The organism is Agrobacterium sp. AGB01, from assembly GCF_014851585.1.
Classification (GTDB): domain Bacteria; phylum Pseudomonadota; class Alphaproteobacteria; order Rhizobiales; family Rhizobiaceae; genus Agrobacterium.
In genome coordinates this window covers 321,482-347,372 of the sequence record NZ_JACVAB010000006.1, presented here as the reverse complement: position 1 = coordinate 347,372, position 25,891 = coordinate 321,482, and the positions used below count along the sequence as shown (strand labels likewise).

Sequence of the window (25,891 nt, the reverse complement as noted above, 5' to 3'; positions counted from 1 at the left end):
CCGCGACCATGCATATCCAACTGGCAGGAGAAGCGGACACGATGCGGCTGGGCGAGCAACTTGCCCTGACCTTGAAACCCGGCGATTGTATTGCTCTGGTCGGAGATCTCGGAGCCGGTAAGTCGACGTTGGCGCGGGCATTCATCCGCGCCATGGCTGACGACGACGAGCTTGAAGTTCCAAGCCCGACCTTCACCATCGTACAAAGCTACAATCTGCGCATACCTGTCCACCATCTCGACCTTTACCGCCTGTCGGACGTCAGTGAACTGGATGAACTCGGGCTGGATGAAATGCTGAAAGACGGCATTTGCCTTATAGAGTGGCCGGATATTGCAGCACAGGATTTACCGCGCGACAGCCTGCTTACGTTGCAGCTGGAGCATTCCGGCACCGGGCGTACTGCGCAACTGGAAGGCCCAACCCGCATTCTCGACCGTCTGCAACGCGTTTTCGATATCGCGGAATTTCTCGGAAAAGCTGGTTATGGAACGGCGAAACGCCGTTTTCTGACAGGTGACGCATCAACTCGTGCCTATGAAACCATTCTGCCGCAGGACGGACCTAACCTCATCCTGATGGACTGGCCGACACCGCCCAAAGGCGCTGTTATCCAGGACGGCAAGACTTATGCGGAAATTGCCCATATTGCACAAACGCCACCGGCGTTTATCGCTATAGGCAATTATCTCTCCGGCAATGGATTGTCGGCACCGGCCATTTACGCTGCCGATATCGGCAAGGGGCTGCTGCTACTGGAAGATCTCGGTCGCGAAGGGGTTCTCGATGAAGCGGGCAACCCGATAGCGGAACGTTATCTGGAAAGCGTAACCTGTCTTGCCCGCCTACATGCGTTGAAAACACCCGACATTTTGCCGGTTGATGACAGCGAAACCTATTCAATACCCGGATTCGATCGCGCCGCCATGAAAGTGGAAGTGTCGCTTTTGATCGACTGGTATCTGCCGTGGAAACGTGGGTCTGCCGCATCCCAGGATGAGCGTGACGAATATTTTGCAATCTGGGACGATCTGATCGACCAGCTTGCCGACAGCGAGACAAACTTGCTGCTACGCGATTTTCATTCTCCAAACATTATCTGGCGTAATGACAGAACCGGTGCGGGCAAGGTCGGTATCATTGATTTTCAGGACGCGATGATCGGGCCAACCGCCTATGACGTAGCGTCGTTAGTGCAAGATGCACGTGTGACCATACGTCCTGATCTGTCAGACGCGCTTCTCGAACGTTACCTTGTGTTGCGCCGTCAGCAGGACGCGACGTTTGATGAAACGAAGTTCCACGACACCTTTGCTATTATGGCGACACAGCGTAATTGTAAGCTCGCCGGTATATGGGTACGTTTGATGCAACGGGATGGCAAACCGGGATATATGCGCCACATGCCGCGCACGATGGAGTATCTTAAAGCCGTATTAAAAAATGATCGGCTTTCCCCCTTGCGGGACTGGTTAATCAAGGCTGATATCGGCATTCTCTAAAGCATCCTACCGAAAACGGTGGAGTGGTCTGCGGATCATCTCATGCTTGAACAAATGACGTCTCAAACCGAACAGGCAACATGACAATTCGCAATGCAATGGTTCTGGCAGCAGGTCTTGGCACCCGGTTGCGTCCTATCACTGACACCACCCCCAAACCACTGGTGGCGATCGGTGGTAAACCGATGATCGATTATGCCCTGGACGCCCTGACACAGGCTGGCATCGATACCATTGCCATCAATGTGCATCACCATGCCGGGCAAATGGAACAGCATCTGGCACACTATGATCGTGCAAATATCCTGATTTCGGATGAACGCGACAGGTTGATGGATTCGGGTGGTGGATTGGCCAAAGGATTGAAATTGTTGCCAGCTGGCCCGGTCATGGTGATGAACGCCGATCTATTCTGGCTCGAACGCCCTGACCTCGAACAGACGGCGCTCGAAAAATTAGCCGGATTCTTTGACAGCAGTCGGATGGATATGGCCATGCTTTGCGTCACGCTGGAGCATACAACGGGCCACAATGGCAAAAAGGACTTTAACCTCAACGACGACGGTCGACTGGCACGTTACCGTGATGGAGATGACAATCCTGTCGTCTACGCGGGCGCCATCGCCATGGATTCGCGGTTGCTTGCCGATGCGCCTGACGAACCCTTTAATCTGAATATCTATTTCGACCGGGCGATCGCAGCAGGCCGCCTGTTTGGCACCATGCTGGACGGTGAATGGATAACGGTTGGTACGCCAGATGCTATTGAAGCTGCAGAAACGACGATCCGCCGTTTTAACCGCGAGGTTGCGGCATGAGCGGTTCCGCTCACCATCAGCGCATCGTTACCATCGCCGCTGGTAGCCCGTTTCTGAAGACGCTTGCGGAAACCCTGTGCAATGGCCAACTGACGCCGGATTACCGTTACGATCCAACCGATCCCCTGTCGCTGGCACGGGTGACGATTTACGTGCCAACCCGCCGTTCGGCCCGTAACCTGCGCTCCGAATTTGTGGATCTTCTCGGCGGTAAATCAGCCATTCTTCCGGTTATTCGCCCACTGGGTGAAACGGATGACGATAGCGGCTTTTTTGATGCCGAAACACCTGCGCTTCTTGATCTTGCTCCACCAATTTCAGGCACGGCAAGACTTCTGGAACTGGCTCGTTTGATCCTAGCCTGGCGAAACAGCCTGCCTGATGCTATCCGCGCCGTGCATTCCGATTCGCCACTTGTCGCACCCGCCAGCCCTGCCGATGCCATTTGGCTTGCCCGGTCACTGGCCGAGGTGATTGATGCCATGGACACCGAGGAACTGGATTGGGAACGGCTGGGCGAACTGGACACCAGCGAACATGCGCAGTGGTGGCAGCTGACAGCCGACTTTCTCAGAATTGCCAGTCAGTTCTGGCCAGCCCGGCTGAACGAGCTAAACCGTTCTTCGTCTGGACGGCACATGAATTCAGTTCTGCGTGCCGAAGCACACCGCCTTTCAAAACTTACCGATAGCGGCCCGGTTATTGTTGCCGGTTCCACAGGCTCTATTCCGGCAGCGGCTGATCTGATCGTGTCCGTGTCCCGACTGCCGCAAGGTGTTGTCGTACTTCCGGGTCTTGACACCACCATGCCCGAAGAGAACTGGCAGGCGATTGCCACCGAACCGGACGATCCTTCCAGCCGTACACATCCACAATATGGATTGTTTGTTCTGTTGCAAAAGCTTGGCGTGCTGCGTCGTGACGTGGAAGCCCTTTCAACGCCAACGCCAGCACTTCAGAAACGGGCTGCCGTGTTTTCTGCCGCCATGGCACCTGCGCAGGTCACCGACGACTGGGGTCGTTGGCGGGATGAAAATCCTCACTCAATTTTCGAAGAGGCGTTTGAAAACGCCTGTCTTATTGAAACGGCAAATGAACGCGAAGAAGCCACGGCAATTGCGATCGCGTTACGTCTCGCGCTGGAAAAACCCGGTCGCCAAGGCGGTCAGTCTCAGGCAGCACTCATTACCCCCGACCGCGCACTTGCCCGTAGGGTGGCAACCGAACTTGCGCGATTTGGCATTGAAGCGGACGATTCCGCCGGTACCCCACTGACAGCGACACCACAATCAACCATCCTGCAGTTGGCACTGGAGGCCATTTTGCGGCCGGGTGATCCTGTCGCGATAGTCTCGCTTCTCAAACATCCACTTGCACGGTTCGGTGCGACGGTTGAAGAACACGATCGGGGCATGACCGGCCTGGAGCTTCTGGCTTTGCGTGGCGGTACCGAGGAAGTCGACATTGCCACAATCAGCGGCCTGCTTGCCGATCAGCTTCTGCAGCACAGCACAGACCGCCATCCGCCGAAATGGCGCAGCGCCTTGCCGGAGGAGATTACGACAGAAGCAGCGCTGCTGGCAGAAAAAATCCTGCCAGCCATAGAACCGCTGACCTCTACCTTCCTGTCCGAAGGCAAAAATGGCAGGCCGCGGACGGATCGTCTGCCCCTGTCACAATGGGCGGAAAGAACGGGCCGCGTGCTGGAAGCGATCTGCGTTGATGATAACGGAGATTTGGCGGCCCTGTGGTCTGGCGAGGCCGGTGACAAACTTGCTAACCTGTTGGGCGAGTTGATGGAAAGCGGCGACATTCTGGATGCTGACGGTCCGCAATGGATTGATATTGTCATGGCGCTGGTGGCGGGAGAATCGACCAAGCCGCGCGCCATGAGCCATCCTCGCGTGTTTATTTTCGGTGCACTGGAAGCCCGTTTGCAGACCATGGATACAATGATCCTTGGCGGCCTGAATGAGGGTGTCTGGCCAGGCCAGACCACCAACAATCCCTTCCTGTCACGCAGTATGAAAACCGCCATTGGGCTGGAACCACCGGAGCGCCGTATTGGTCAGTTAGCGCATGATTTCGACATGGCCAATGGAACACGCGACATATTCTATACCCGCTCGCTGCGGCAAGGCTCGGCACCATCTGTGGCTTCCCGCTGGCTGCAGCGCCTGCTGGCGCTGGGTGGGCCTAATTTCGCAAAACAACTGAAAAAGCGTGGCGAACCCTACCGGCAATGGGCAGCCATGCTGGATAGCGGACTGTCGCAAGATCCGGCCAGACGCCCTTCACCGATTGCGCCGGCCGAACTGCAACCGAAAAGCTATTCTTTCAGTGAAGTGGGCAAACTACGACGTGACCCCTACTCCATTTACGCACGCCGTATTCTGAGACTTGATCCGGTCGATGAGTTTAACCGAGATCCCGGCGCCGCTGATCGCGGAACGTTGTACCACCGCATTATCGAGCGCTATACAGCTGCCGAACATGTTCCTGGCACACCGGCTTCATATGAGGCCATGCACCAGATTCTAAACGCATGTTTTGATGCGGAAAATCTACCTGCACATATTGATGTCGTGTGGCGGCAGCGGTTTGCAGCCGTCGCCAACTCTTTCATCGAATGGGAAAAGGCACGCCATCATGACATCCGGCGTACTTTCACCGAGGTTCCCGCAGGTATGGAAATGCCATTTGCCGGTATTCGCCTAACCGGCATCGCCGACCGGATCGATCTGAAAAAAAATGGTTTGGCCGACATCGTCGACTACAAGACCGGACTGTCGCCTTCCGTACAACAGGCACGCGCCCTGCTTGACCCGCAATTGGCGCTGGAAGCCGCTGCACTGCGAGGCGGTGCGTTTCGCAATGTTGGCAATCAGGAGCCGGAAAACCTCGTTTACGTGCGCCTGAGACCCGGCGAACGTTTCCTTTCCGAACAGGTCAACAACGAACACTCGACCCGCTCTACCAAAAAGCAGCCGAAGTCGGCACTGGAACTTGCCATCGAATCGGTTGAGCAGCTTGAAAAATTCGTAGGACTTCTGCAACGCGGCGAACGTGGTTTCGCCTCACGCCTCATTCCCGAGCAGCAGCAGACCTATGGCGGCGAATACGACCATCTGGCCCGGGTTTCCGAGTGGTCTACCGCAGAGGCGGGAGACGGCGATGGCGAGTGACACCATGCATTACGAGACAGACATCGATAACCCGGCCAATGACGATCCGAAAAGCTGGATCGACTGGACAGTCAGCCAGCAGACACGTGCATCGGATCCCCTCGGTTCGGCGTGGGTGTCTGCAAATGCCGGTTCCGGTAAAACCCACGTTCTGACACAACGTGTTATACGCCTGCTATTGGCTGGCTGCCGCCCATCGGCGATCCTTTGTCTGACTTATACAAAGGCAGCGGCGTCTGAAATGTCGAGCCGTGTGTTTGACCGGCTGGCGGAATGGGCAACGCTGCCGGATGAGGATCTGGCGCGCCGCATCGCGACAATTGAAGGAAAGCAGCCAGATCGGTTGAAGCTTGCCGAGGCAAGACGGTTGTTTGCACGCGCCCTGGAGACACCGGGCGGTCTTAAAATCCAGACCATTCACGCCTTTTGCGAAGCGCTTCTGCACCAATTTCCGCTGGAAGCAAATGTCGCCGGACACTTCTCGGTGCTTGACGATCGTGCCGCCTCTACGCTTCTTGCAGAGGCGCGACGGACATTGTTGACGAGTGTTTCCAGTGATCGCGACAGCGGGCTTTCACAGGCTTTGGCTTACGTTCTGGATATTGGTGATGAGACCGGGCTGGAAAGTCTGTTGAGCGCCATTGTCGCCAGCCGCAACCCTATTCACGCCTTTCTGGCACTGGCCCGCAAAAGCGGTGGCGTCGATACGGCACTGCGACGTGAGTTTGCCATTCCTGACGACATGAGCGAACAGGATGCCGCGAGCGCGTACTGGCCCCTGCCTTATCTCAGTGGTGCATTGCTGGACGCGTATCTGACGCTTGCCGACGAGGTTGGCGGTGCGCGTGCCGAAGTGGTTGCCTATCAGCTGCGGCTGGCGATCAAGGAAAGCGACCCCGTCAAACGAATGGATTTCGTCGAGGCGGCCATTCTGACCGAAAAAGGCACGCCAAAAACCGATGCCTTCTTGTTCAACAAGGCGATGTCGAAAGCAGCACCGGAACTGGGTGACGCTTTTGCCGCGGCAAAGGACCATGTGGCGGCCTGCCGCAATACGTACCGCACCCTGCGCATGCTATCTGCAACCCGCGCTGCACTTGTGTTGGCAGAAAGGCTGATTGCCGAATTTGAGGATCTGAAGAAGCAACGTAGCCAGTTGGACTTTGAAGATCTGATCGAACGTGCTGCAACACTTCTCAACCGCGATACAGCCGGCGCCTGGGTTCACTACAAGCTGGACCAGGGCATTGACCACATTCTGGTCGATGAGGCGCAGGACACCAGCCCGGTGCAGTGGTCCATCATCCAGTCTCTGGCAGCCGATTTTTTCAACGGTCGCACGGCGCGTGAAACACGCCGCACAATGTTTGCGGTGGGCGATGAAAAACAATCGATCTATTCCTTCCAGGGAGCCCGGCCCGAGCGATTTGCGCAGGAGCGCCGCGACACACATCGACGCGTGACCGCGGTGGAGCAGATATTCCATCCGGTGCGCCTACCCCTTTCCTTCCGCTCCACCGAAGACGTGTTGTCGGCTGTCGATCAGGTGTTTTCCAATGAGGAAAATGCCAAAGGCCTGAGCTTTACGGGGGAGCCGGTGGAACATCGCTCCAACCGCATAGGACAGGCTGGTACTGTCGAAGTGTGGGAGATGATTGCCGCCGAGCAAGCCGACACCGAAGACGATTGGACGGCACCGTTCGATTCGCTGCCAGAAAGTGCACCGCCTGCAGTTCTAGCCCGTCGAATTGCCGCGCGGATCGGTGAGATGATTGGCAATCAGACCATCACTGAGAAAGGCGTGACCCGGCCGATTGAAGCGGGTGACATTCTCGTTCTGGTCCGCAAACGCCACGCCTTCGTTAACGCACTGACCCGCGAACTGAAAAAACGACGCGACATTCCTGTTGCCGGTGCCGACCGCCTACGGCTGACCGACCACATTGCCATTCAGGATCTACTGGCGCTGGGGCGTTTTGTGCTTTTGCCGCAGGATGACCTTTCACTGTCTGCACTTCTGAAAAGCCCGCTGTTCAACCTGTCGGAAGACGATATTTTTACCTTAGCAGCCAAGCGTGAGGACAATGAAAGCGTTTGGCAGCACCTGCAGCGGTTATGCAGTGGTGAAAGCCGCTCGCCGTATCAAGCAGCAATGGAACGTCTGCAGGGCTTTATAACGCTTTCCAAAACCGCAACGGTGCATGACTTCTTTGCCGCCATTCTTGCGCTCTATGAAGGACGCAGACTGTTCCTTGCGCGGCTTGGCAATGAGGCAAGTGACGTTCTGGACGAGTTTCTGTCGTTTGCACTCGACCATGAACGGGCCGGCCTTCCGGGTCTGCAATCTTTTATCTCCGTGCTGGAAACCGATTCACCGGAAGTCAAACGTGAGCAGGACAAGGAGCGTAATGAAGTACGCATCATGACCGTGCACGCGTCAAAAGGTCTGGAGGCACCAGTCGTTTTTCTGGTGGATGGCGCATCAAAGGCTTTCAACCACAGTCATCTGCCGAAACTTCGTTTCATCGAAGCCCCTGAAAACTCCTTCCCGGTCTGGCTACCCGGCAAAGGTTTCAGCAATACGCTGACCGAAGCCGACGAAGCGCGGCTGAAAATGTCGGCGGAAGAGGAATATCGTCGCTTGCTGTATGTGGCGATGACCCGCGCTGCCGATCATTTGATTGTCTGCGGATATCGCGGGCCGAAAGAAAATCCGGATTGCTGGCATGCAATGATTTCAGCAAGCCTTGCTTCGGATGAAACACGCTGCCAGTCCGTCACGCTGAAAAGCGGTGCCGAGGAATGGGGTGGTCTTTTATGGCGGGCAACCCTAGTCGGCGCATCTGCTGAAATAAAAGACACGCCAGGGGTTCAACATCATGACAGTCCCGTGCTGCCGGCAGCACTTGGCGAGCCGTTGCCACCACAGATCTATCTGCCGCGACCTCTCAGCCCCTCCGGTGCCGGTACAATCATCGATGATGGTGCGGATGATCTGATCGTTACATCGCGATTGTTTGCGACGGAAAAGACGTCGTCTTCGGGCATAGCACTTCAACGTGGGCGTTTGATCCACCGTATGATGCAGATGCTGCCGGATTTTGCGGAAGAGGAACGCCGTGATGCTGCCTTGCGTTATGTGGAGCGTGCCGCCCGCTTCTGGCCCCAGCGGGAACGCGACAGTCTGATTGAGACCACGCTTTCTGTCTTTGCCAATCCGGAGTTGAAAGCTGCTTTCTCAGCCAATAGCCGGGCGGAAGTCTCTATCATGGGAACGCTCACCCTTGGCAGAACCGACTATGCAGTCTCCGGCCGTATCGACAGGTTGGCGGTGGATGGAGATCACGTTATCCTCATCGACTACAAGACCAACCGTGTTCCGCCAAAGGGCAATTTTGACACGCCTCATTCCCACAAGGCGCAGCTTGCCATTTATAAACGCATTCTTGAGCCGCTCTATCCAGGTAAAACCTTCATCTGCGCGTTGGTTTATACGGAAACGGGAAAGCTTGTTACGCTGGATGAGAAAGAACTCGCACTGGCCCTTGCCGCAATCAAGACAAAGTGAGATACCGGGAAAACCGCACACAGGGCATTGAAATTCCGCCCGCGCCGCATCACATGCTTGCCAACAAGCTTCACTGAAAGGAGAGCCGCGATGGCTACCGTTAAAGTCGATACCGCCAACTTCCAGTCGGAAGTTCTCGAATCCTCTGAACCTGTCGTTGTTGATTTTTGGGCGGAATGGTGCGGCCCGTGCAAAATGATTGCACCAAGCCTTGAAGAGATTTCCAATGAACTGGCTGGCAAGGTCAAGGTTGCCAAGCTGAACATCGATGAAAACCCCGAGCTTGCTGCTCAGTTCGGCGTTCGCTCTATCCCGACACTTGCCGTTTTCAAGGGTGGCGAAGTGGCTGACATCAAGGTAGGCGCTGCCCCCAAGAGCGCGCTCTCTGCGTGGATTGCTGGCGCAGCCTGATTTTTCCATCAGAATACAGATTAAAAGCCCGGTCATGCCGGGCTTTTTTTATCGCTGCTCGCGAGTGAGACTTTGCCATCTATGCCTGCCTGCCACTATGTTGATGACGATTGTAGTAATCATCATGGCACCCGAAAGCAGGAAAACCAGCTGCATGCCCTGCCCTATGGCCTCACCTGTGGCATCTGCTAAATTTTTGGTGCCGACACCGGCGCTGAAAACCGCTCCCATAATCGATGCACCGGTAATCAAACCGATATTGCGTGACAGGGTCAGGACACCAGATGCTGTACCACGCTGTTCTCTCGGCACATCTACCAAAGCTGCAGTGTTATTGGCCGCCTGGAACAATTGATATCCCGGCGTCAGCAGAATGACGGATGCAATATATCCAACCAGCCCAATCGTGTTAGGCAGAAAAGCCAGAAGAAAAGCGCCGACAGCCAACAAGATCAGCCCGAGGGACAACACTCTCCTGCATCCCCAGACATCAACAAGACGACCCGATGGTACACCGCTGATGATCGACAGGAGCGGCCCAATCGCCATGACAAAGCCGATCTGATTGATCTGCAACTCCAGCCTGAGGCCGAGATAAAATGGGCCGACAACCAGTGTCGTCATCATGACGGCGGTGACCAGAAGATTGATGACAAAACTGGCAACCAAGGCAGTGTTGAACACCGATCGCATGCTGGCAGCTGCTGTTTGTTTTCTCGCCGCGTCATCAGGCAGGATCACAACTGCCAGCAGCAAGGCGATTGCGGCGAAAGGGATTTGTAGCCAGAAAATACCCTGCCATCCCGCCACTGGGATTAAAAGGCCACCAAGCGAGGGGCCAAGAGCGGTACCAACAGCGGAAACGGTTCCGAGCAGTCCCATGGCCTGTCCAATACGCGATTGGCTTGCCATTTGGCGCATCATCGCCATAGAGAGCGTCAACAGAAAAGCTGCACCGATACCTTGAAGTGCTCGTGCAGCAATCAGCCACCAGAGATTTTGCGCGACTGCACTGGCAAATGAGGTAAGGCAAAATAAGCCAAGGCCGGTTTGTAACATCGGCTTTAAACCGAACCGGTCACCGAGCCTGCCAGCGATGACGACCGATACTGTCATGGCAGCAAGATATATGACCACGACCGCTTGCACTTCTGCAAACGGTGCCGAAAACGCTTCAGCCAGTGCTGGCAAGGCAATGTTGACAATGCTGGTGGCGAGTGATGCCAGCAACATCGATAATGAGAGGGTAAAAACTACCCCCTTCGTCATTCGCTGTTGTTCACTTACTTTCGTTTGCTGCATGTCTTTGCCTCTTGTTTGAATAACGAACGAGGAGCATGCTGCCACTTCAAGCCAACTTGAGGTCAAGTATGAAGTTTCTGGATATTGGCGAAGTTTCGGCGCGTAGCGGGTTCAAACCGTCGGCACTTCGATATTACGAAGAAGCCGGGTTGATCACCTCGGTGTCACGCAAAGGTTTGCGCCGACAGTTTCCGCCCGAGGTCCTGCTGCAACTCAAATTGATTGCGATGGCCAAGTCAGCAGGCTTCTCGCTGCAAGACATTGCCGGGATGTTTGGCCAGAATGGATTGCCGCAGATATCGCGCGATATTTTCCATCAAAAGGCGGATCAGATCGAAGCACAAATCCGCGAACTGACTGCGTTGCGTGACACATTGCGCCACGTCGCCGAGTGCCCTGCCCCGTCGCATATGCAATGCAAGTCATTTCGGCAGCTTCTTAATGGTGGTCTGACCGCAAAGCCTGCCTGAACGATGTCAGTCTGGAAGTGTGCCGTTGGCAGAAAGCGCGTTGCCAGCCAGATAGAGCGATCCACCAATCAGAATGCGTGGAGCCGGTGCGTCGAGCATCAGCCTGCCGTGAATCTCCTGCAGCGCTTCCTCGATTGACGAGGATGGCTCTGCCGTCAATCCGGCGTCAAAGGCAGCATGGGCCAGAACGACGGGATCAATTGCAGCATCGGTTCCGCCAATCGGCACGGTAAAGACATATTCGGCGATATCGGCAAATGCCTTGAAGTAGCCAACCGGATCCTTTGTGTTGATCATACCGGCGATGATGAACAGCGGGCGCGGTTGCTTTTCCTCGAAACCGGCCATTGCTTCGGCAATGACTTCACCGGCACCGGGATTATGCCCGCCATCGACCCATAATTCAGCACCCTTTGGCGCCAGTTGGAACAGTTTGCCATCCATCAGTCTTTGCAAACGACCCGGCCATTCCACTGACTGCATGGCTTTTTCCATCATGCGTTCACTGACTTCAAAGCCTGCAGCCTTGACGGCGCGAATGGCAGCAGCGGCATTGGCAAGTTGGTGGCGGCCCGGCAGGCGCGGCATCGGAAGATCGGACAGGCCAAATTCGTCCTGGTAGATCATACGGCCAAATTCCTCGTGGGCACCGTAATCCTGTCCGAAGACAGTGGTGGGACAGGACAGCCGCTCGGCCGTACCGACCAGAACCTCGAGAGCCGCATCAAACTGCTGATGGCCGATGACGACAGGAAAGCCCTTTTTCATAATACCGGCCTTTTCGGCCGCAATCAGTTCCACCCTGTCACCGAGATAGGGCTGGTGATCCAGCGAAATCGGCATGATGACGGAGACAGCCGGGCTGTTGATGACATTGGTGGCATCAAACCTGCCGCCAAGTCCCACTTCGATAATCGCAACGTCTGCCGGATGTTCCGAAAACAACAGGAACGTCACCGCCGTCAGAATTTCAAAAACTGTGATTTTTTGTCCGCCATTGGCATCAGCCACGCGGCGCAATGCGTCGGCAAATACGGCATCTTCCACGAAACGACCACGGCCACCGGAAACGCCGAGGCGGTACCGTTCGTGCCAGCGCACCAGATGCGGCGAGGTGTGGACATGAACAGAAAGACCGGCTGCTTCGAGAAGCGCGCGGCTGAACGCCGTGACAGAGCCTTTGCCATTAGTGCCGGCCACATGAATGACAGGCGGCAAGCGGCGATGTGGATTGCCGAGCTTCTCAAGAAGAGCGGTAATACGCTCCAGCGAAAGGTCAAAGCCCTTCGGATGAAGCTGCATCAGCTTTTCAATTTCCAGTTCGGCTTCACTCATGGGCAAGTGCGTCATGTCGTTCATTCGCCCCTCAGGCGTCTAAAGCGTGTGTCTAAAGGACAAAGCCTGTTCCGCACACATCCGGAAAATACAAATGCGCAGCCTGACGAAAATGCAGGCTGCGCATGGATCATGAAAAAGCGCAATCAGGCAGAAACGGCATCAACCACGGTAACCTGCTTTTTTTCAGGCGCCGCGATGTTCGATTTCGTCATGATCTTGAGAAGGTTTGCCAGCGTATCGGGAATCTCATGGCGATCCACCACCATGTCGACCATGCCGTGATCCAGCAGGTATTCCGCCGTCTGGAAGCCTTCCGGCAGCTTTTCACGAATTGTCTGCTCGATAACGCGCTTGCCGGCAAAGCAGATTTCGGCACCTGGCTCGGCAATGTGAACATCGCCCAGCATTGCATAAGACGCGGTCACACCACCCGTGGTCGGGTTAGTGAGCACGACAATATACGGCATGCCTGCTTCTTTGAGCATGTTGACGGCAACAGTGGTGCGCGGCAGCTGCATGAGAGACAGAATGCCCTCCTGCATACGAGCGCCACCGGAAGCCGGGAACATCACGAGCGGGCACCGTTCGGAAATGGCGCGCTCAAATGCCTTGACGATGGCCTCACCGGCCGCAATACCCAGCGAACCGCCCATGAACTGGAATTCATGCACGACGGCCACAATCTTCAGGCCCTTCAGCAAACCAACGCCGGCCAGAATGGTATCTTCCTGGTCGGTCTTGATGCGGCTGTCACGCAGGCGATCGGTGTATTTCTTTGAATCGCGGAACTTCAGCGGATCCTGCGCGACCTTTGGCTGCTGCAGTGCTTCGTAAACGCCGTCATCAAACAGATCAGCAAGTCGGGCCTTGCCCGGCATCTTCATATGATAGCCGGAAGCAGGAATAACCCACTTGTTGTCTTCCAGATCCTTATGGAAAACCATCTCGCCCGTTTCTGGGCACTTGATCCAGAGGTTCTCCGGCACATCGCGGCGACCCAGCATGGAATTGATGCGCGGCCGAACGTAATTGGTGATCCAGTTCACTTGAAAACTCCTGACTTTTTCTGCTGTCCGTACCGAATACTACTCGGCAGCAGCAAGGCGTGATGCTCTGACGCCCGTGGAAAGTCCCTTTACCAGTGTCGTGACGGCATGAACAGTGTCCGCTGACGCCTTACCGTCCTTTGTCAGACTTCCGGCAATCTGCGCGACAATCGCAGTACCGACCACCACACCATCGGCAACTGCGCCTATGGCCTTGGCATGTTCGGCTGTCTTGACACCGAAACCGACACAAACCGGCAGGTTCGTGTGCGCCTTGATACGCCCGACGGCACCGGAGATCAACGATGGATCCGGCAGCGCCGAACCGGTGATACCGTTCATCGAAACGTAGTAAACAAAACCGGACGTGTTGTTGAGAACCGCAGGCAGACGCTTCTCATCCGTGGTCGGTGTTGCGAGACGAATGAAATTGAGACCTTTCTGCAATGCTGGAATGCAGAGTTCGTCATCCATTTCGGGTGGAAGATCAACAATGATCAAGCCGTCGATACCGGAGGCCAAGGCATCATCGATGAACTTTTCGACCCCATAGATGTAGATAGGGTTATAGTAGCCCATCAGGACAATTGGGGTATCGTTATCAACTTTGCGGAATTCACGGGCCAGATCAATCGTGGTTTTCAGCGACTGGCCGTTCTTCAGCGCGCGCTGACCAGCCAACTGAATGGCCGGACCGTCAGCCATTGGATCAGAAAACGGCATGCCGAGTTCGATCACGTCTGAACCGGCTTCCGGCAGTGCCTTCATGATGCCGAGCGATGTTTCGAAGTCAGGATCGCCACCCATGAAATATGTAATGAGCGCCGGGCGATTTTCTGCACGCAGATCCGCGAAACGTTTTTCCATACGAGCAGTCATGATTACGCACCCATTCCCAGAAGTTTCGCCACAGTGAAGATATCCTTGTCGCCGCGACCGGACAGATTCATGAGAATGATTTCGTCCTTGCCCATTGTCGGCGCGCGCTTGATAACTTCGGCCAGAGCATGGCTTGGCTCCAGTGCGGGAATGATGCCTTCAAGACGTGTTAGTGTCTGGAATGCTTCCAGAGCTTCATGGTCCATGATCGGAACGTATTCAACGCGACCAATATCGTTCAGCCAGGAATGCTCAGGCCCGATGCCCGGATAGTCGAGACCCGCAGACACGGAGTGACCTTCCTTGATCTGGCCATCCTCATCCTGAAGCAGATAGGTACGGTTGCCATGCAAAACACCGGGAGAACCGGCCGTGATGGATGCGCAGTGATCATCACCTGACAGACCCTTGCCGCCAGCCTCGACACCGACAATCTTCACACTTTCATCATCCAGGAACGGATGGAAAATACCGATAGCGTTGGAACCGCCGCCAACAGCTGCAATAACCATATCCGGCAGACGGCCTTCGGCCTCCATCATCTGCTGTTTGGCTTCTTCACCAATCACGGCCTGAAAGTCGCGCACCATCTCCGGATACGGATGAGGGCCAGCAGCGGTACCGATCAAGTAGTAGGTGTCGTCGACATTGGTAACCCAGTCGCGCAGCGCCTCATTCATGGCGTCCTTCAATGTGCCGTGGCCAGCCGTGACCGGCTTAACTTCAGCACCGAGGAGTTTCATGCGGAACACGTTTGGAGCCTGACGCTCAACATCTGTTGCACCCATGTAGACAACACAAGGCAGGCCAAACCGTGCGGCCACAGTGGCAGAAGCCACGCCGTGCTGGCCGGCACCGGTTTCAGCGATAATACGGGTCTTGCCCATGCGTTTGGCAAGCAGGATCTGGCCAAGGCAGTTGTTGATCTTGTGCGAACCAGTGTGGTTCAGCTCTTCGCGTTTGAAATAAATCTTAGCACCGCCAAGTTCCTCGGTCAGGCGTTCCGCGAAATAAAGCGGGCTCGGACGGCCGGTATAGTGAGCGCCGAGATGCTTCAATTCCGCCTGGAATTCAGGGTCGTTCTTGGCCTTGTCCCATTCCGCCTGAAGGTCGAGGATCAGAGGCATCAGGGTTTCGGCAACAAAGCGCCCCCCGTAAATGCCGAAGCGCCCATCCTGGTCGGGACCGGCACGAAACGAATTCGGTTTTGGCGTCTCGTTCACTTTCAAACTCCCTGCGGTTTGTTTCCGGCTGTCTCGATGGCATCAAAAAGCGCATCGATCAGTCCGAGATCCTTCACGCCCGGCGCACTTTCCACGCCCGACGATAAATCTATTCCCCTCGCCCCGGTGCGTGACAGCGCCTCTGCGACATTATCTTTATTCAATCCACCGGAAAGCATGTAATCGATATCTGCGTCAAGGCCAGCCAGCAACGACCAGTCAAAGCTTACACCATTGCCACCCGGCAGATCCGAACCCTTTGGAGGCTTGGCATCAAACAGGAAACGATCTGCTATTCCTATATAGGGTTCGACCCTGATAAGATCATCAGCTTCACGGATGGAAAGTGCCTTCATGACAGGCAATCCGTAGATCGCCTTGACATTCAAAACCCGCTCAGGGGTTTCTGTGCCATGAAGCTGCAGAATATCCGGCTTGAGAAGCGCGATGATCTCGTCCAGATCATCATTGTCGGCATTGACGGTAACAGCAACGATTTTTGCCCGTCCCCGCGCCGCATCCGCCAGTTTTCCAGCAATATCAGGCTCAATATTGCGGGGGCTTTTTTCAAAGAAAATGAAGCCAATATGGCTTGCACCACGGGCAACGGCTTTTTCCACCGCTTCCGAGGTCTTCAATCCGCATATCTTGATATCAGGTTTCATAGCCGCGACGTGACATGATTTTATCCAAGAGTCGAGCCAAAACGCGGCACCCCGATGAGAGAATATGTTTCACGTGAATCCAAGTTGTAGTGTTACCTGTTATACGCGCGACAAAATGGGCCAAATGATGGAGAAGATCCCGGCGCTGCGCCGGCATGACTGTCTGCGCAATGGCATCTAACTGAAATCCAATGCATGCAGCTGTGAACCATGTCGCTTCAGCCAGGCCTTAGATTCTTCCATATGTGGGCACAGGGCTTTGCACAGTGCCCAGAATTTTGGTCCGTGGTTCATTTCACGCAAATGCGCCACCTCATGGGCGGCTAGATAATCAATGACACTGTCCGGGGCCATGACGATACGCCATGAAAAACTGAGATTGCCTTCGTAGGAGCACGATCCCCAACGGCTGCGCGTATCTTTCATGGTCAGGGAGCGCACCGGCCGGCCCACGGTTTTTGCATGCATGGCCACCAGCCGCTCAAGATCAGCGCGGGCTTCCTTTTTAAGGTAGGCCGAAATGCGTCGACCCGTATGTTCGGGCAGGCCACTGACCCGCAATATCGCCTCCCCTTCCGGATTACGCAGAACCTGTGTTACCCCGCGCAACGTTCCCGTATGTTCGATACGGTGGGAAATGCCGCGAATGCTGATGGTACCGCCGTGGCGCAGATGTTGCTCCGGGCCAAGTTTTTCGAGCCTGTTTTTCAACCAACCGTGATGCCGATCAAGAAAATCATCAACCTCGCGATGGTGTAGACCATAGGGAATGGTGAGTTTCAGACCCTTTCCGCCTGGTTCGATACGCAGGGTAATACGGGTGGCGCGCAGGTTTTCCTTGATAACCAAAGGCAAGCTTCTGCCGGCCACTGCATGCATACGCTGAAGCGGGGCGTTGGATTTTGCTGGTGTTCGAGATTTTTTCAACAAGGAAAACATGCTGTTTCATAACCGATTCGAGGCCATTCACGCCAAGGAAAACTGCATCCTGTCAATCCTGCGGGTATCTCGCGGACTGTGAAACAAACAAAAGCCCGAAGATACCTTCGGGCTTCTGTGTAACTTCCAGCATGTCGTGCGATAAAAACATCGCAGAACGCACCGTCATTTCAGATCTTAGACGTCAGCGACGAAAGTCTGCTTCTGCGTGCCGAGGCCTTCGATGCCGAGCTCAACAATGTCACCTGCCTTGAGGAAGCGTGGTGGCTTCATGCCAAGGCCAACGCCTGGAGGTGTGCCGGTGGAGATAACATCGCCCGGGTGTAGCGACATGAACTGGCTGAGGTAGGAAACAACATTAGCGACGCCATAAACCATGGTCTTGCTGGAGCCGTTCTGTACAGTTTCGCCGTTGACCTTCAACCACATGCCAAGGTTCTGTGGATCAGTGATCTCTTCCTTCGTAACCAGCCACGGGCCGATCGGGCCGAAGGTGTCGCAGGACTTGCCCTTCGTCCACTGTCCCTGACGCTCCGTCTGGAACGCACGCTCGGATACGTCGTGGCTGACGCAGTAACCGGCAACGTAGTCCAGTGCGTCGGCTTCGGAAACGTATTTCGCTGTCTTGCCGATAACCACACCCAGCTCAACTTCCCAGTCGGTCTTTTCAGAGCCGCGTGGAATAACGACATTGTCGTTAGGACCAACGATAGCGGATGTTGCCTTCATGAAGATAACTGGCTCAGAAGGAACGGCTGCGCCGGTTTCAGCAGCGTGGTCCGAGAAGTTCAGGCCAATGCAGATGAATTTGCCGGTGCCAGCAACGCAGGCGCCAATACGGCTGTCATCGAGAACTGGCAGGCTGGACAGGTCCAGTGCAGCAATCTTTTTCAGGCCTTCAGGCGAAATCGCCTCGCCGCCAATATCCTTTACATGAGCGGAAAGATCACGGACCTTACCGTCGTTGTCAAGAATGGCTGGTTTTTCCTGCCCCGCTGGGCCAACACGCATCAATTTCATAGGGATCCTCCCGGTTGTCAGACAAGATAGATCATATATGAACGATCTATTTATCCTTGTCACCCCTTGACCGCATATGGACCTGAAAAATAGCATGCGGAATGCTGACATCTTTTTACCAATGAAAGGCGCAAAGATGACCAAAGCGAATTCCCGCCAATCTGAATATGCCGTTGATCCGTTGTTTTTGGAACGCTGGTCACCTCGAGCCTTCACCGGTGAGACAATGCCGGCGGATGATCTTCTGACTATTCTGGATGCAGCCCACTGGGCACCATCTGCTTCAAATTTCCAGCCATGGCGTTTCATCTACGCCCATAATGGCAGCGAACAGTGGCAGACACTGTTCGATTTGCTGATGGACGGTAACAAACGTTGGGTCGACAAAGCATCTGTGCTGCTGTTTGTCGTATCTCGCACCTACAATGTTTCACGCGAAGGCGAGAAGAAGCCATCGGCGACCCATTCCTTCGATGCTGGTGCTGCTTGGTTTTCAATGGCCATGCAGTCGCAGTTGCTCGGTTACCATGCCCATGGCATGGGTGGCATTTACCGTGACAAGGCAGTTGAGGCTTTGGATATTCCCGACGGGTATCAGGTTGAGGCAGCAGTTGCGATCGGCAAGATAGCCGACAAGGACACCCTGCCCGATGATCTGAGAGAACGTGAAGTGCCAAGCGGCAGGCTACCACTGGCAGACGTCGCCTTTGAAGGCAAATTTACCGGCAAGATTGATTAAGGGCGTTGAAGTTTTCGGCCGCGTGGCACCAACAGGCTGTCTTGCCGCAAAGACATCTTTAATTGACGCGACAGCACAAAATAAAAATCCCCGAGGTTCAGCTCGGGGATTAAAAGTTTCACGTGAATCCTCAACCATTCACCGTCTGGGACGGTGCCTGATCAGATATCGAGGTTGGCAACGCTCAAGGCGTTTTCCTGGATAAAGTCGCGGCGCGGCTCAACTTCATCGCCCATCAGGCGCGAGAACAAGCCATCCGCATCGGTCGCATCATTGACCTTGACCTGCAGCAGCGAGCGAACATTTGGATCCAGCGTGGTTTCCCAAAGCTGCTCGGCATTCATTTCGCCAAGACCTTTATAACGCTGCATGGACAGACCCTTTCGGCCCGATGCAAAGATCGCATCCAGCAATTCACGCGGGCCGGAAAGGGTGATGTTGCCTTCCTTGCGGGTCAGGACCGGTGGAACACGGTAGATGTCTGCCAAGCGAACGGACAACTGGTCAATGTAACGTGCATCAGCCGAACCGATCAGGTTCATATCGAGCCACGCTACTTCCTTGACGCCACGCACCATACGTTCGAAACGGAAACCGCCCTCGTCTGTCACGTGGCCACTCCAGCCGCGTTCGGTTTCTTCAGCAATCATATCCAGGCGTCGTGCCACTTCGGCGGCGATTTCTTCGCCACGGCTCTTGTCAGCAGCAAGCTCGACATTAAGCAGGCCAGCAATTGCCGCCTGCTCGACAACACCGCGGTTATAACGCGAATGAAGACCATCAATCAGCGAACGCAGCTTGGACGTGTCAACAATTATCTCACGCAAATCCTGGCCGGCGCGTACTTCGCCTGAACCCAATGTCAATGTCGCGTCTTCGAGACCCATGGTCACCAGATAATCTTCCAGCGCCTTTTCGTCCTTCAGATATTGCACAGACTTGCCACGCGTTACCTTATAAAGCGGCGGCTGCGCGATATAGAGATGACCGCGCTCAATCAGTTCCGGCATCTGACGGAAGAAGAATGTCAGCAGCAGTGTACGAATATGGGCCCCGTCCACGTCAGCATCGGTCATGATGATGATCTTGTGGTAGCGCAGTTTATCCGGATTAAACTCGTCCTTACCGATCGACGTACCGAGCGCGGTAATCAACGTACCGATTTCCTGGCTGGACAACATCTTGTCGAAGCGGGCGCGCTCTACGTTGAGGATTTTACCACGCAGCGGCAAAATGGCCTGCGATTCACGCGAACGCCCCTGCTTGGCGGAACCACCAGCCGAGTCACCCTCGACGAGGAAAAGTTCAGACTTGGCAGGGTCACGTTCAGAGCAGTCAGCAAGCTTGCCAGGTAGAGACGCGATATCCAGTGCGCCTTTACGGCGGGTAAGTTCGCGAGCCTTGCGTGCAGCTTCACGGGCAACAGCAGCTTCAACCACCTTGCCAACCAGAACCTTGGCTTCTGTCGGATGTTCTTCCAACCAGGTCGAAAGAGCTTCGTTGACCAAACCTTCAACAACCGGCCGCACTTCCGATGAAACCAGCTTGTCCTTGGTCTGCGACGAGAACTTTGGATCAGGAACCTTAACAGACAGAACTGCAGTCAGACCTTCACGGCAATCGTCACCGGTCAGGCTGACCTTTTCCTTCTTGGTGATACCCGACGTATCCGCATAGGAGGTGATCTGACGTGTCAGCGCACCACGGAAACCGGCCATATGCGTGCCGCCATCGCGCTGTGGAATGTTGTTGGTGAAGCAAAGAACATTTTCATGGTAGCTGTCGTTCCACCACATGGACACTTCAACAGTGATCCCGTCTTTTTCGCTTTTGATAAAGATCGGCTTGTCGACCAGAGATTTCTTGGAACGGTCAAGGTAGCGCACATAGGCTTCCAGACCGCCCTCATAAAGCATCTCTTCCTGCTTGATTTCCGGGCGACGCTTGTCGGTTAGCAGAATGCGCACACCCGAGTTAAGGAATGCGAGCTCCCGCAGACGGTGTTCAAGCGTGCCATAATCAAATTCGATATGGGTGAAGGTTTCGGTGCTTGGCTGGAAGGTAACTTCCGTGCCGGAACGACCTTCATAATCACCAATTACTTTTAGCGGCGCATCAGCCACGCCGTGGGTGAAAGCGATTTCATGCAGCTTACCATTGCGGCGGATACGCAGCTTAAGCCAAACGGACAGCGCGTTCACCACCGACACACCCACGCCGTGCAGACCACCAGATACCTTGTAGGAGTTCTGGTCGAACTTACCACCTGCGTGCAGCTGGGTCATGATAACTTCTGCGGCAGAGACCCCCTCACCGGTGTGAATGTCTGTTGGAATGCCACGGCCGTTGTCGGTCACAGTGACCGAGCCATCAGCATTGAGCGTAACAGTTACGATATCGGCGTGGCCGGCCAGCGCTTCGTCAATTGCGTTATCGACAACTTCGTACACCATGTGGTGCAGGCCGGAGCCATCATCGGTATCACCAATATACATGCCAGGGCGCTTGCGTACTGCATCGAGACCCTTGAGAACCTTGATCGAATCGGCGCCATATTCAGGGGTTGCGCCAACTTCGCCAGACGGTGTTTCGGTCATGAATTGTCTTTCCAAATTTGTCGGTGGCAGAAGGGGTCTCTGCGAATCACCAGATTCCTGACCCGCGACTATAGAAATTTTAGGGCAACATCCAAAGTCCGGGAACTGTTCTAACCCCCATAATTCAGGGGATAGAGGCATTTATCCGGTCGTCCGGCTGCGTTGCAGAACATCTGACAGTTCATTTAGCACGGATGATGGCAAATGGCGAATATCCTTCGCAAGCGCGTTGGCAAAGGCGGTGTATTCCGGTGGCATTCCTGCTGTGTCAATAACCACCCTTGGATCGGATACACCTGCCAGAGAAAACAGCTCCTCGGCCTCGTCCCAGATAATGTTGAAATAACCGGCAACCCGCTGGAGAAAATCGAAGCTGGGTTTGCCACGCTTTCCATGTTCCAGTGCCGAGAGATAGGCCGGCGATACACCGATGGCATAGGCCATCTGCTTTTGCGTCACACCCTTGCGTTCTCTCAAGAGCCGCACAGCTTCGGCAAAGGGTGTCATGATCGATCTCCCCTCGCCCGCGATAACCTGACATAAAGCGCGCCATCACCACCGTGATTACGCGAAGCATCCTCATAAGACGATATCAGGTAACGAAACTCCGGTTTGGAAAACCACATTGGCACTGCTCGTTTCAGGGCACCATCGCTGCCGAGCGACCTGCCTTTGCCGGTGATGACCAATACATGCCGCATACCCCGTTCATGGGCACGGATCAGAAAATCCAGCAGAATGGAATGCGCTTCGCTTTGGACCATGCCGTGCAAATCAATACGGCCTTCAAGTGGCAGATGGCCGCGGGTCAGTTTTCGTTTGACCGGTTTCTCAAGCGGATGGTGAATGCGACCAGCCTTAGCCTTAATACCGGGATCAAGCGGCACTTCCTCAACAATCATTTTCGGGAATTGCGCTTTGGGCTTCTCCGGTTCTGCTGCAACGGGCGCTGCTTCCGTTACATCTTCAAACTCGAGGTCTTCAAGACGACCGGACACAGGCCGGGTCGTTCTGGCGACCTTGCCCCACAAAATGCGTTCGTCCCGGTTCAGCTTTCGACCACCCTTCATGGCCGGTACCTTTGGGCGGCATGGTTGGGTAGCAGAATATAAAAATCAGCGTTGTTGCGGATCGTGCCTGCCTGCTCTCCGGCGAGATAACCGGAGCCCGTGAAAATATCACCGCGTGCCGGACCGATAATCGCCGAACCGGTATCAAGCGCCAGCATCAATCTGGCGAAAGGTTTTCCCTCGTCGAGATGTGTCAGCTCCGCAGCGTGAATAAAAAATGGGTAGCCAAATGTGTGAATGGAGCGATCGACAGCCAGCGAGCGGCCGGCGATCAGTGGAACCTTTGCAGCCGCCACCGGCCCCAGAGTTTCATCCGAAACATCCGCGACCTTGAAAAAGATATAAGAAGGATTGTGCCACAGCACTTCGTCCACCAAGGCAGGATTTTCGCCGAGCCATCTACGAATGGACTGCATGGAGACAGTGGCCGGATCGATGCAGCCACGATCGATCAACAACCGACCGATGCCTGAAAACGGATGACCAGCTTTTGCCGCATAGGTGATGCGGGTCACACTTCCATCGGGAAATTTCAGCCTTGCGGCACCCTGAACATGGGCAAAGAACACATCAACCTTCGATTTGGCCCAGGCAATTTCCAGGTTCCTACCCTGTAGGTAACCCTGATCAATCACTTTGCGTTCCGGATAGAAATCGACACCGTTGTCGCCAGAAAGTCCAAATGCATAGGATGCATCGATATGAGCTGGGCGATTTTGCGCGTCCAGATCAATCAAATCAGTGGGGCGATTGTAGAAGGGATATTTCCAGACATCGTCAGGGACGGCAGATACTTCGACTTCCGGTTCATAAAAACCGGTTACGAAACCTTGCTCTGTTTCCTGAGGAAGAATGGCAAATGGCGAACAGTGTTGTTCAAAAAACTCCCGGGCATCCGCTGCACTGGATGGCTGAAATGTTTCTGCCGCTTCAAGAAGCGGCAGCAAATCATGACTCGACAGTCCAAGGGAACCGGTACGATAGGGTTTTATGGAGCGCAGATGCCGAAGACAGGCCCGCATAGCATCCACCAGCTGGCGTGGGTCATCGCCACGCCAGCCAGGCAGATCCAAAAAATTCAGTTCTCGTAACGAGAAATTCTGGCCTTCGGCGCTCATTGTTCGGATTCTGTAGCAACCAGTTTCCAGTTTGGATCTTTTGACCGCACATCGCGGGCAAAGGTCCAGATATCATTAACCTCGGAAACACCCTCGGCATCGCCGTCTACCAGTTCACCATCCTTATTATAGGTGGCAGAAATCAGCTGGCTGGCTATGCGCACTGTGATCTGTTCTTCTTCATCACGAATGCTGGCCTGAAGAATATCCGCCTTTTCGATACCGACAAAAGTGGACTTCACCACTTCTCCCTGTGCCTCACGTTCCGTAATGGCTGAATTGAAACCATCATAAACTTCTCGTGACAACAGGTTTTTGAGGGTCTTACGATCGCCATCAGCAAAGGCCATGACGATCATTTCGTAGGCCATACGGGCACCGTTGAGGAATTCCTTAGGTCGGAAGGACGGATCACTCTTGAGAAGTTCACGAAGTGATTCGTTCAGTTCTGTGCCCGGTTTTGCAAAAGAATCGATTTCAGCAAAACGCTCATCCTCATCCCTTCCATCGCGCTTGGGCAGGGTAACAACCTTGCCGTCATCGCTACCGGGACCCCTCGCAGCGTCCTTTGCGCTATAGGGATCAAAGGGCGGTTTTTCATTTCCTGTGCGGCGACCAAGGACGCTGCGCAACTGAAGAAAAATCAGTACAGCCGCAACAAGAAAGAATAATGTTATGAAATCGCTTGAACCCATGTTTAGCCAAAACCACCATTTAAATCCACATCATGAAACATCATATAGTCTGAACTGTCACTCATTCAAATAGACAGATGCAATCGCCGGTATGGGCGTCATACCGTTGGCAACGAGATAACTCACACGCAAGGCGAGAATAATGCGTTTTCCACTCCTATCCTTCTTCGTCATACTGATGCCGATCTTGGAAATTGCTGGCTTCATTGTTGTGGGCAAGGCAATAGGTGTTTGGGCAACGCTGGCACTTGTCATTCTCAGCGCTTTCGCAGGTCTGATAATTTTGCGAGCGATAGGACTTGGCATGTTCCGCAAACTTTCGGCCAGCCGTCAAAGCGGCGTAGCGCCTGCCGAAGAGATCGTCCAGGGCGTTATGCTTGGCCTAGCCGGTGTCCTCCTGTTCCTACCCGGTTTCATTACCGATGTGATCGGTCTACTGCTGTTACTGCCTTTTGTCCGCAAAGCGATCTGGTCGAAATTCGCAGCCAATATTGTTGTGGCCAGCAATTTCAGCCAAAGTCGCCAGTGGAGTGGTGGTGCCCGAAGCCAGTCTTCGCGCCCTGATGTTGTTGATCTAGATGACACTGACTTTCACCGGCAAGACCCGAATGAAAACAGTCCTTGGCGAAAAGGACCTGATATCGACCATCTTGATGGACCCGGAAACAACGGTCCCCGTGGCTGAAGGCTTGTAAGCCCTGTTTTGAAATGATAGATGGCCAAACACATTCAATCCGCGAGGAAACAGCATGACCACCGAAAATGGCGCGCAGGGCGGAGCCAGCCCCTCCCTGAATATTCTGACCCAGTACATCAAGGATCTGTCGTTCGAAAATCCCGGCGCTCCCCGTTCCTTGCAGGCGCGTGAGGGTGCTCCCTCGATCAACATCAATGTCAACGTTAATGCGAACCCGATCACCGGTTCTGACTTCGACGTTGTTTTGACGCTGAACGCTGAAGCCAAGGATGGCGACAAGGTTCTGTTTGCTGCGGAACTGGTTTACGGCGGCGTTTTCCGCATCACTGGTTTCCCACAGGAACATATGCTGCCGGTTCTCTTCATCGAGTGCCCACGCCTTCTGTTCCCGTTTGCACGCCAGATCATTGCTGACGTGACGCGCAATGGTGGCTTCCCGCCACTGATGATCGACCCGATCGACTTTGCGCAGATGTTTGCACAGCGCGTTGCTGAAGAGCAGGCCCGCTCCAAGGTTCAGGTTACCAACTGATAGTTGGTTCGCTTGTATGAAACTAAAAAGCCCGCAGCGAATACCCCGCAGCGGGCTTTTTGTTTGTTTAAAGAAAA

The 25,891-nt window shown here is 54.6% G+C and carries 22 protein-coding genes; 9 read left to right on the top strand and 13 right to left on the bottom strand.

Going from position 1 to position 25,891, the window contains the following annotated elements:
* Positions 1-8 precede the first annotated feature (8 nt).
* The 5 genes from tsaE (at position 9) to trxA (ending at position 9,484) form a co-directional block, all read left to right on the top strand.
* On the top strand, positions 9-1,502 hold the full coding sequence (tsaE, locus tag IB237_RS20750) for a tRNA (adenosine(37)-N6)-threonylcarbamoyltransferase complex ATPase subunit type 1 TsaE (protein ID WP_192490661.1): 1,494 nt from the start codon (positions 9-11) through the stop codon (positions 1,500-1,502).
* 80 nt (positions 1,503-1,582) lie between these two features.
* Positions 1,583-2,320 (top strand): nucleotidyltransferase family protein, encoded by a 738-nt coding sequence (locus IB237_RS20745; RefSeq protein WP_192490616.1) that lies wholly within the window; start codon positions 1,583-1,585, stop codon positions 2,318-2,320.
* A complete protein-coding gene (gene addB / locus IB237_RS20740) occupies positions 2,317-5,505 on the top strand; it encodes a double-strand break repair protein AddB (protein WP_192490615.1) in 3,189 nt (1,062 codons plus the stop codon). Before IB237_RS20745 ends, addB begins: the two co-directional genes overlap by 4 nt.
* Entirely contained in the window at positions 5,495-9,073 is a 3,579-nt protein-coding gene (addA, locus tag IB237_RS20735; RefSeq protein ID WP_246788143.1) for a double-strand break repair helicase AddA, read from the top strand. Before addB ends, addA begins: the two co-directional genes overlap by 11 nt.
* Before the next feature lie 90 nt (positions 9,074-9,163).
* Complete coding sequence (gene trxA / locus IB237_RS20730) at positions 9,164-9,484, top strand: thioredoxin (RefSeq protein ID WP_192490614.1); 321 nt, start codon at positions 9,164-9,166, stop codon at positions 9,482-9,484.
* A 48-nt stretch (positions 9,485-9,532) separates the two neighbouring features.
* Here trxA and IB237_RS20725 read toward each other — a convergent pair whose 3' ends face one another.
* On the bottom strand, positions 9,533-10,753 hold the full coding sequence (locus IB237_RS20725) for an MFS transporter (RefSeq protein ID WP_246788141.1): 1,221 nt from the start codon (positions 10,751-10,753) through the stop codon (positions 9,533-9,535).
* 101 nt (positions 10,754-10,854) lie between these two features.
* Here IB237_RS20725 and IB237_RS20720 point away from each other — a divergent pair, with 101 nt between their 5' ends.
* Complete coding sequence (locus IB237_RS20720) at positions 10,855-11,256, top strand: helix-turn-helix domain-containing protein (RefSeq protein ID WP_192490612.1); 402 nt, start codon at positions 10,855-10,857, stop codon at positions 11,254-11,256.
* Positions 11,257-11,262: 6 nt separating this feature from the next.
* Here IB237_RS20720 and IB237_RS20715 read toward each other — a convergent pair whose 3' ends face one another.
* The 7 genes from IB237_RS20715 to IB237_RS20685 form a co-directional block, all read right to left on the bottom strand.
* A complete protein-coding gene (locus IB237_RS20715) occupies positions 11,263-12,615 on the bottom strand; it encodes a folylpolyglutamate synthase/dihydrofolate synthase family protein (RefSeq protein WP_192490611.1) in 1,353 nt (450 codons plus the stop codon).
* 122 nt (positions 12,616-12,737) lie between these two features.
* Positions 12,738-13,640 carry an acetyl-CoA carboxylase, carboxyltransferase subunit beta gene (accD, locus tag IB237_RS20710; RefSeq protein ID WP_192490610.1) on the bottom strand — a complete coding sequence of 301 codons (903 nt, stop codon included), beginning with the start codon at positions 13,638-13,640 and terminating at the stop codon, positions 12,738-12,740.
* Between the two features lie 39 nt (positions 13,641-13,679).
* Entirely contained in the window at positions 13,680-14,519 is an 840-nt protein-coding gene (trpA, locus tag IB237_RS20705) for a tryptophan synthase subunit alpha (protein WP_192490609.1), read from the bottom strand.
* Between the two features lie 2 nt (positions 14,520-14,521).
* Positions 14,522-15,742, bottom strand: a complete 1,221-nt coding sequence (gene trpB, locus IB237_RS20700) for a tryptophan synthase subunit beta (RefSeq protein WP_192490608.1) — start codon at positions 15,740-15,742, stop codon at positions 14,522-14,524.
* A 2-nt stretch (positions 15,743-15,744) separates the two neighbouring features.
* Positions 15,745-16,407 carry a phosphoribosylanthranilate isomerase gene (locus tag IB237_RS20695; RefSeq protein WP_192490607.1) on the bottom strand — a complete coding sequence of 221 codons (663 nt, stop codon included), beginning with the start codon at positions 16,405-16,407 and terminating at the stop codon, positions 15,745-15,747.
* A 177-nt stretch (positions 16,408-16,584) separates the two neighbouring features.
* Complete coding sequence (locus IB237_RS20690; RefSeq protein ID WP_192490606.1) at positions 16,585-17,346, bottom strand: M48 family metallopeptidase; 762 nt, start codon at positions 17,344-17,346, stop codon at positions 16,585-16,587.
* A gap of 177 nt (positions 17,347-17,523) precedes the next feature.
* On the bottom strand, positions 17,524-18,366 hold the full coding sequence (locus IB237_RS20685) for a fumarylacetoacetate hydrolase family protein (RefSeq protein WP_192490605.1): 843 nt from the start codon (positions 18,364-18,366) through the stop codon (positions 17,524-17,526).
* 136 nt (positions 18,367-18,502) lie between these two features.
* On the opposite strand from IB237_RS20685, the gene IB237_RS20680 reads away from it, so the two are divergent.
* Complete coding sequence (locus IB237_RS20680) at positions 18,503-19,105, top strand: nitroreductase family protein (protein ID WP_192490604.1); 603 nt, start codon at positions 18,503-18,505, stop codon at positions 19,103-19,105.
* A 161-nt stretch (positions 19,106-19,266) separates the two neighbouring features.
* On the opposite strand, the gene gyrB is transcribed toward IB237_RS20680, so the two are convergent.
* The 5 genes from gyrB to IB237_RS20655 form a co-directional block, all read right to left on the bottom strand.
* Positions 19,267-21,702 carry a DNA topoisomerase (ATP-hydrolyzing) subunit B gene (gyrB, locus tag IB237_RS20675; protein WP_192490603.1) on the bottom strand — a complete coding sequence of 812 codons (2,436 nt, stop codon included), beginning with the start codon at positions 21,700-21,702 and terminating at the stop codon, positions 19,267-19,269.
* 141 nt (positions 21,703-21,843) lie between these two features.
* Entirely contained in the window at positions 21,844-22,209 is a 366-nt protein-coding gene (locus IB237_RS20670; protein ID WP_192490602.1) for a helix-turn-helix domain-containing protein, read from the bottom strand.
* Complete coding sequence (locus tag IB237_RS20665) at positions 22,206-22,772, bottom strand: Smr/MutS family protein (RefSeq protein WP_192490601.1); 567 nt, start codon at positions 22,770-22,772, stop codon at positions 22,206-22,208. The genes IB237_RS20670 and IB237_RS20665 overlap by 4 nt, the downstream gene beginning before the upstream one ends.
* Positions 22,769-23,890 carry a murein transglycosylase A gene (locus IB237_RS20660; RefSeq protein ID WP_192490600.1) on the bottom strand — a complete coding sequence of 374 codons (1,122 nt, stop codon included), beginning with the start codon at positions 23,888-23,890 and terminating at the stop codon, positions 22,769-22,771. The genes IB237_RS20665 and IB237_RS20660 overlap by 4 nt, the downstream gene beginning before the upstream one ends.
* Entirely contained in the window at positions 23,887-24,585 is a 699-nt protein-coding gene (locus IB237_RS20655) for a Tim44/TimA family putative adaptor protein (RefSeq protein ID WP_192490599.1), read from the bottom strand. Before IB237_RS20655 ends, IB237_RS20660 begins: the two co-directional genes overlap by 4 nt.
* Before the next feature lie 142 nt (positions 24,586-24,727).
* Here IB237_RS20655 and IB237_RS20650 point away from each other — a divergent pair, with 142 nt between their 5' ends.
* The gene (locus IB237_RS20650; protein ID WP_192490598.1) at positions 24,728-25,270 is read left to right on the top strand and encodes an FxsA family protein; all 543 of its coding nucleotides are present in this window, start codon (positions 24,728-24,730) and stop codon (positions 25,268-25,270) included.
* A 64-nt stretch (positions 25,271-25,334) separates the two neighbouring features.
* Entirely contained in the window at positions 25,335-25,814 is a 480-nt protein-coding gene (gene secB / locus IB237_RS20645; RefSeq protein WP_192490597.1) for a protein-export chaperone SecB, read from the top strand.
* The last annotated feature ends 77 nt before the right edge of the window (positions 25,815-25,891 follow it).

Coding starts and splice junctions, on each gene's coding strand:
- tsaE (WP_192490661.1), top strand. CDS start 9: ATGCATATCCAACTGGCAGGAGAAGCGGACACGATGCGGCTGGGCGAG.
- IB237_RS20745 (WP_192490616.1), top strand. CDS start 1,583: ATGACAATTCGCAATGCAATGGTTCTGGCAGCAGGTCTTGGCACCCGG.
- addB (WP_192490615.1), top strand. CDS start 2,317: ATGAGCGGTTCCGCTCACCATCAGCGCATCGTTACCATCGCCGCTGGT.
- addA (WP_246788143.1), top strand. CDS start 5,495: ATGGCGAGTGACACCATGCATTACGAGACAGACATCGATAACCCGGCC.
- trxA (WP_192490614.1), top strand. CDS start 9,164: ATGGCTACCGTTAAAGTCGATACCGCCAACTTCCAGTCGGAAGTTCTC.
- IB237_RS20725 (WP_246788141.1), bottom strand. CDS start 10,753: ATGACGAAGGGGGTAGTTTTTACCCTCTCATTATCGATGTTGCTGGCA.
- IB237_RS20720 (WP_192490612.1), top strand. CDS start 10,855: ATGAAGTTTCTGGATATTGGCGAAGTTTCGGCGCGTAGCGGGTTCAAA.
- IB237_RS20715 (WP_192490611.1), bottom strand. CDS start 12,615: ATGAACGACATGACGCACTTGCCCATGAGTGAAGCCGAACTGGAAATT.
- trpA (WP_192490609.1), bottom strand. CDS start 14,519: ATGACTGCTCGTATGGAAAAACGTTTCGCGGATCTGCGTGCAGAAAAT.
- IB237_RS20695 (WP_192490607.1), bottom strand. CDS start 16,407: ATGAAACCTGATATCAAGATATGCGGATTGAAGACCTCGGAAGCGGTG.
- IB237_RS20690 (WP_192490606.1), bottom strand. CDS start 17,346: ATGTTTTCCTTGTTGAAAAAATCTCGAACACCAGCAAAATCCAACGCC.
- IB237_RS20685 (WP_192490605.1), bottom strand. CDS start 18,366: ATGAAATTGATGCGTGTTGGCCCAGCGGGGCAGGAAAAACCAGCCATT.
- IB237_RS20680 (WP_192490604.1), top strand. CDS start 18,503: ATGACCAAAGCGAATTCCCGCCAATCTGAATATGCCGTTGATCCGTTG.
- gyrB (WP_192490603.1), bottom strand. CDS start 21,702: ATGACCGAAACACCGTCTGGCGAAGTTGGCGCAACCCCTGAATATGGC.
- IB237_RS20670 (WP_192490602.1), bottom strand. CDS start 22,209: ATGACACCCTTTGCCGAAGCTGTGCGGCTCTTGAGAGAACGCAAGGGT.
- IB237_RS20665 (WP_192490601.1), bottom strand. CDS start 22,772: ATGAAGGGTGGTCGAAAGCTGAACCGGGACGAACGCATTTTGTGGGGC.
- IB237_RS20660 (WP_192490600.1), bottom strand. CDS start 23,890: ATGAGCGCCGAAGGCCAGAATTTCTCGTTACGAGAACTGAATTTTTTG.
- IB237_RS20655 (WP_192490599.1), bottom strand. CDS start 24,585: ATGGGTTCAAGCGATTTCATAACATTATTCTTTCTTGTTGCGGCTGTA.
- IB237_RS20650 (WP_192490598.1), top strand. CDS start 24,728: ATGCGTTTTCCACTCCTATCCTTCTTCGTCATACTGATGCCGATCTTG.
- secB (WP_192490597.1), top strand. CDS start 25,335: ATGACCACCGAAAATGGCGCGCAGGGCGGAGCCAGCCCCTCCCTGAAT.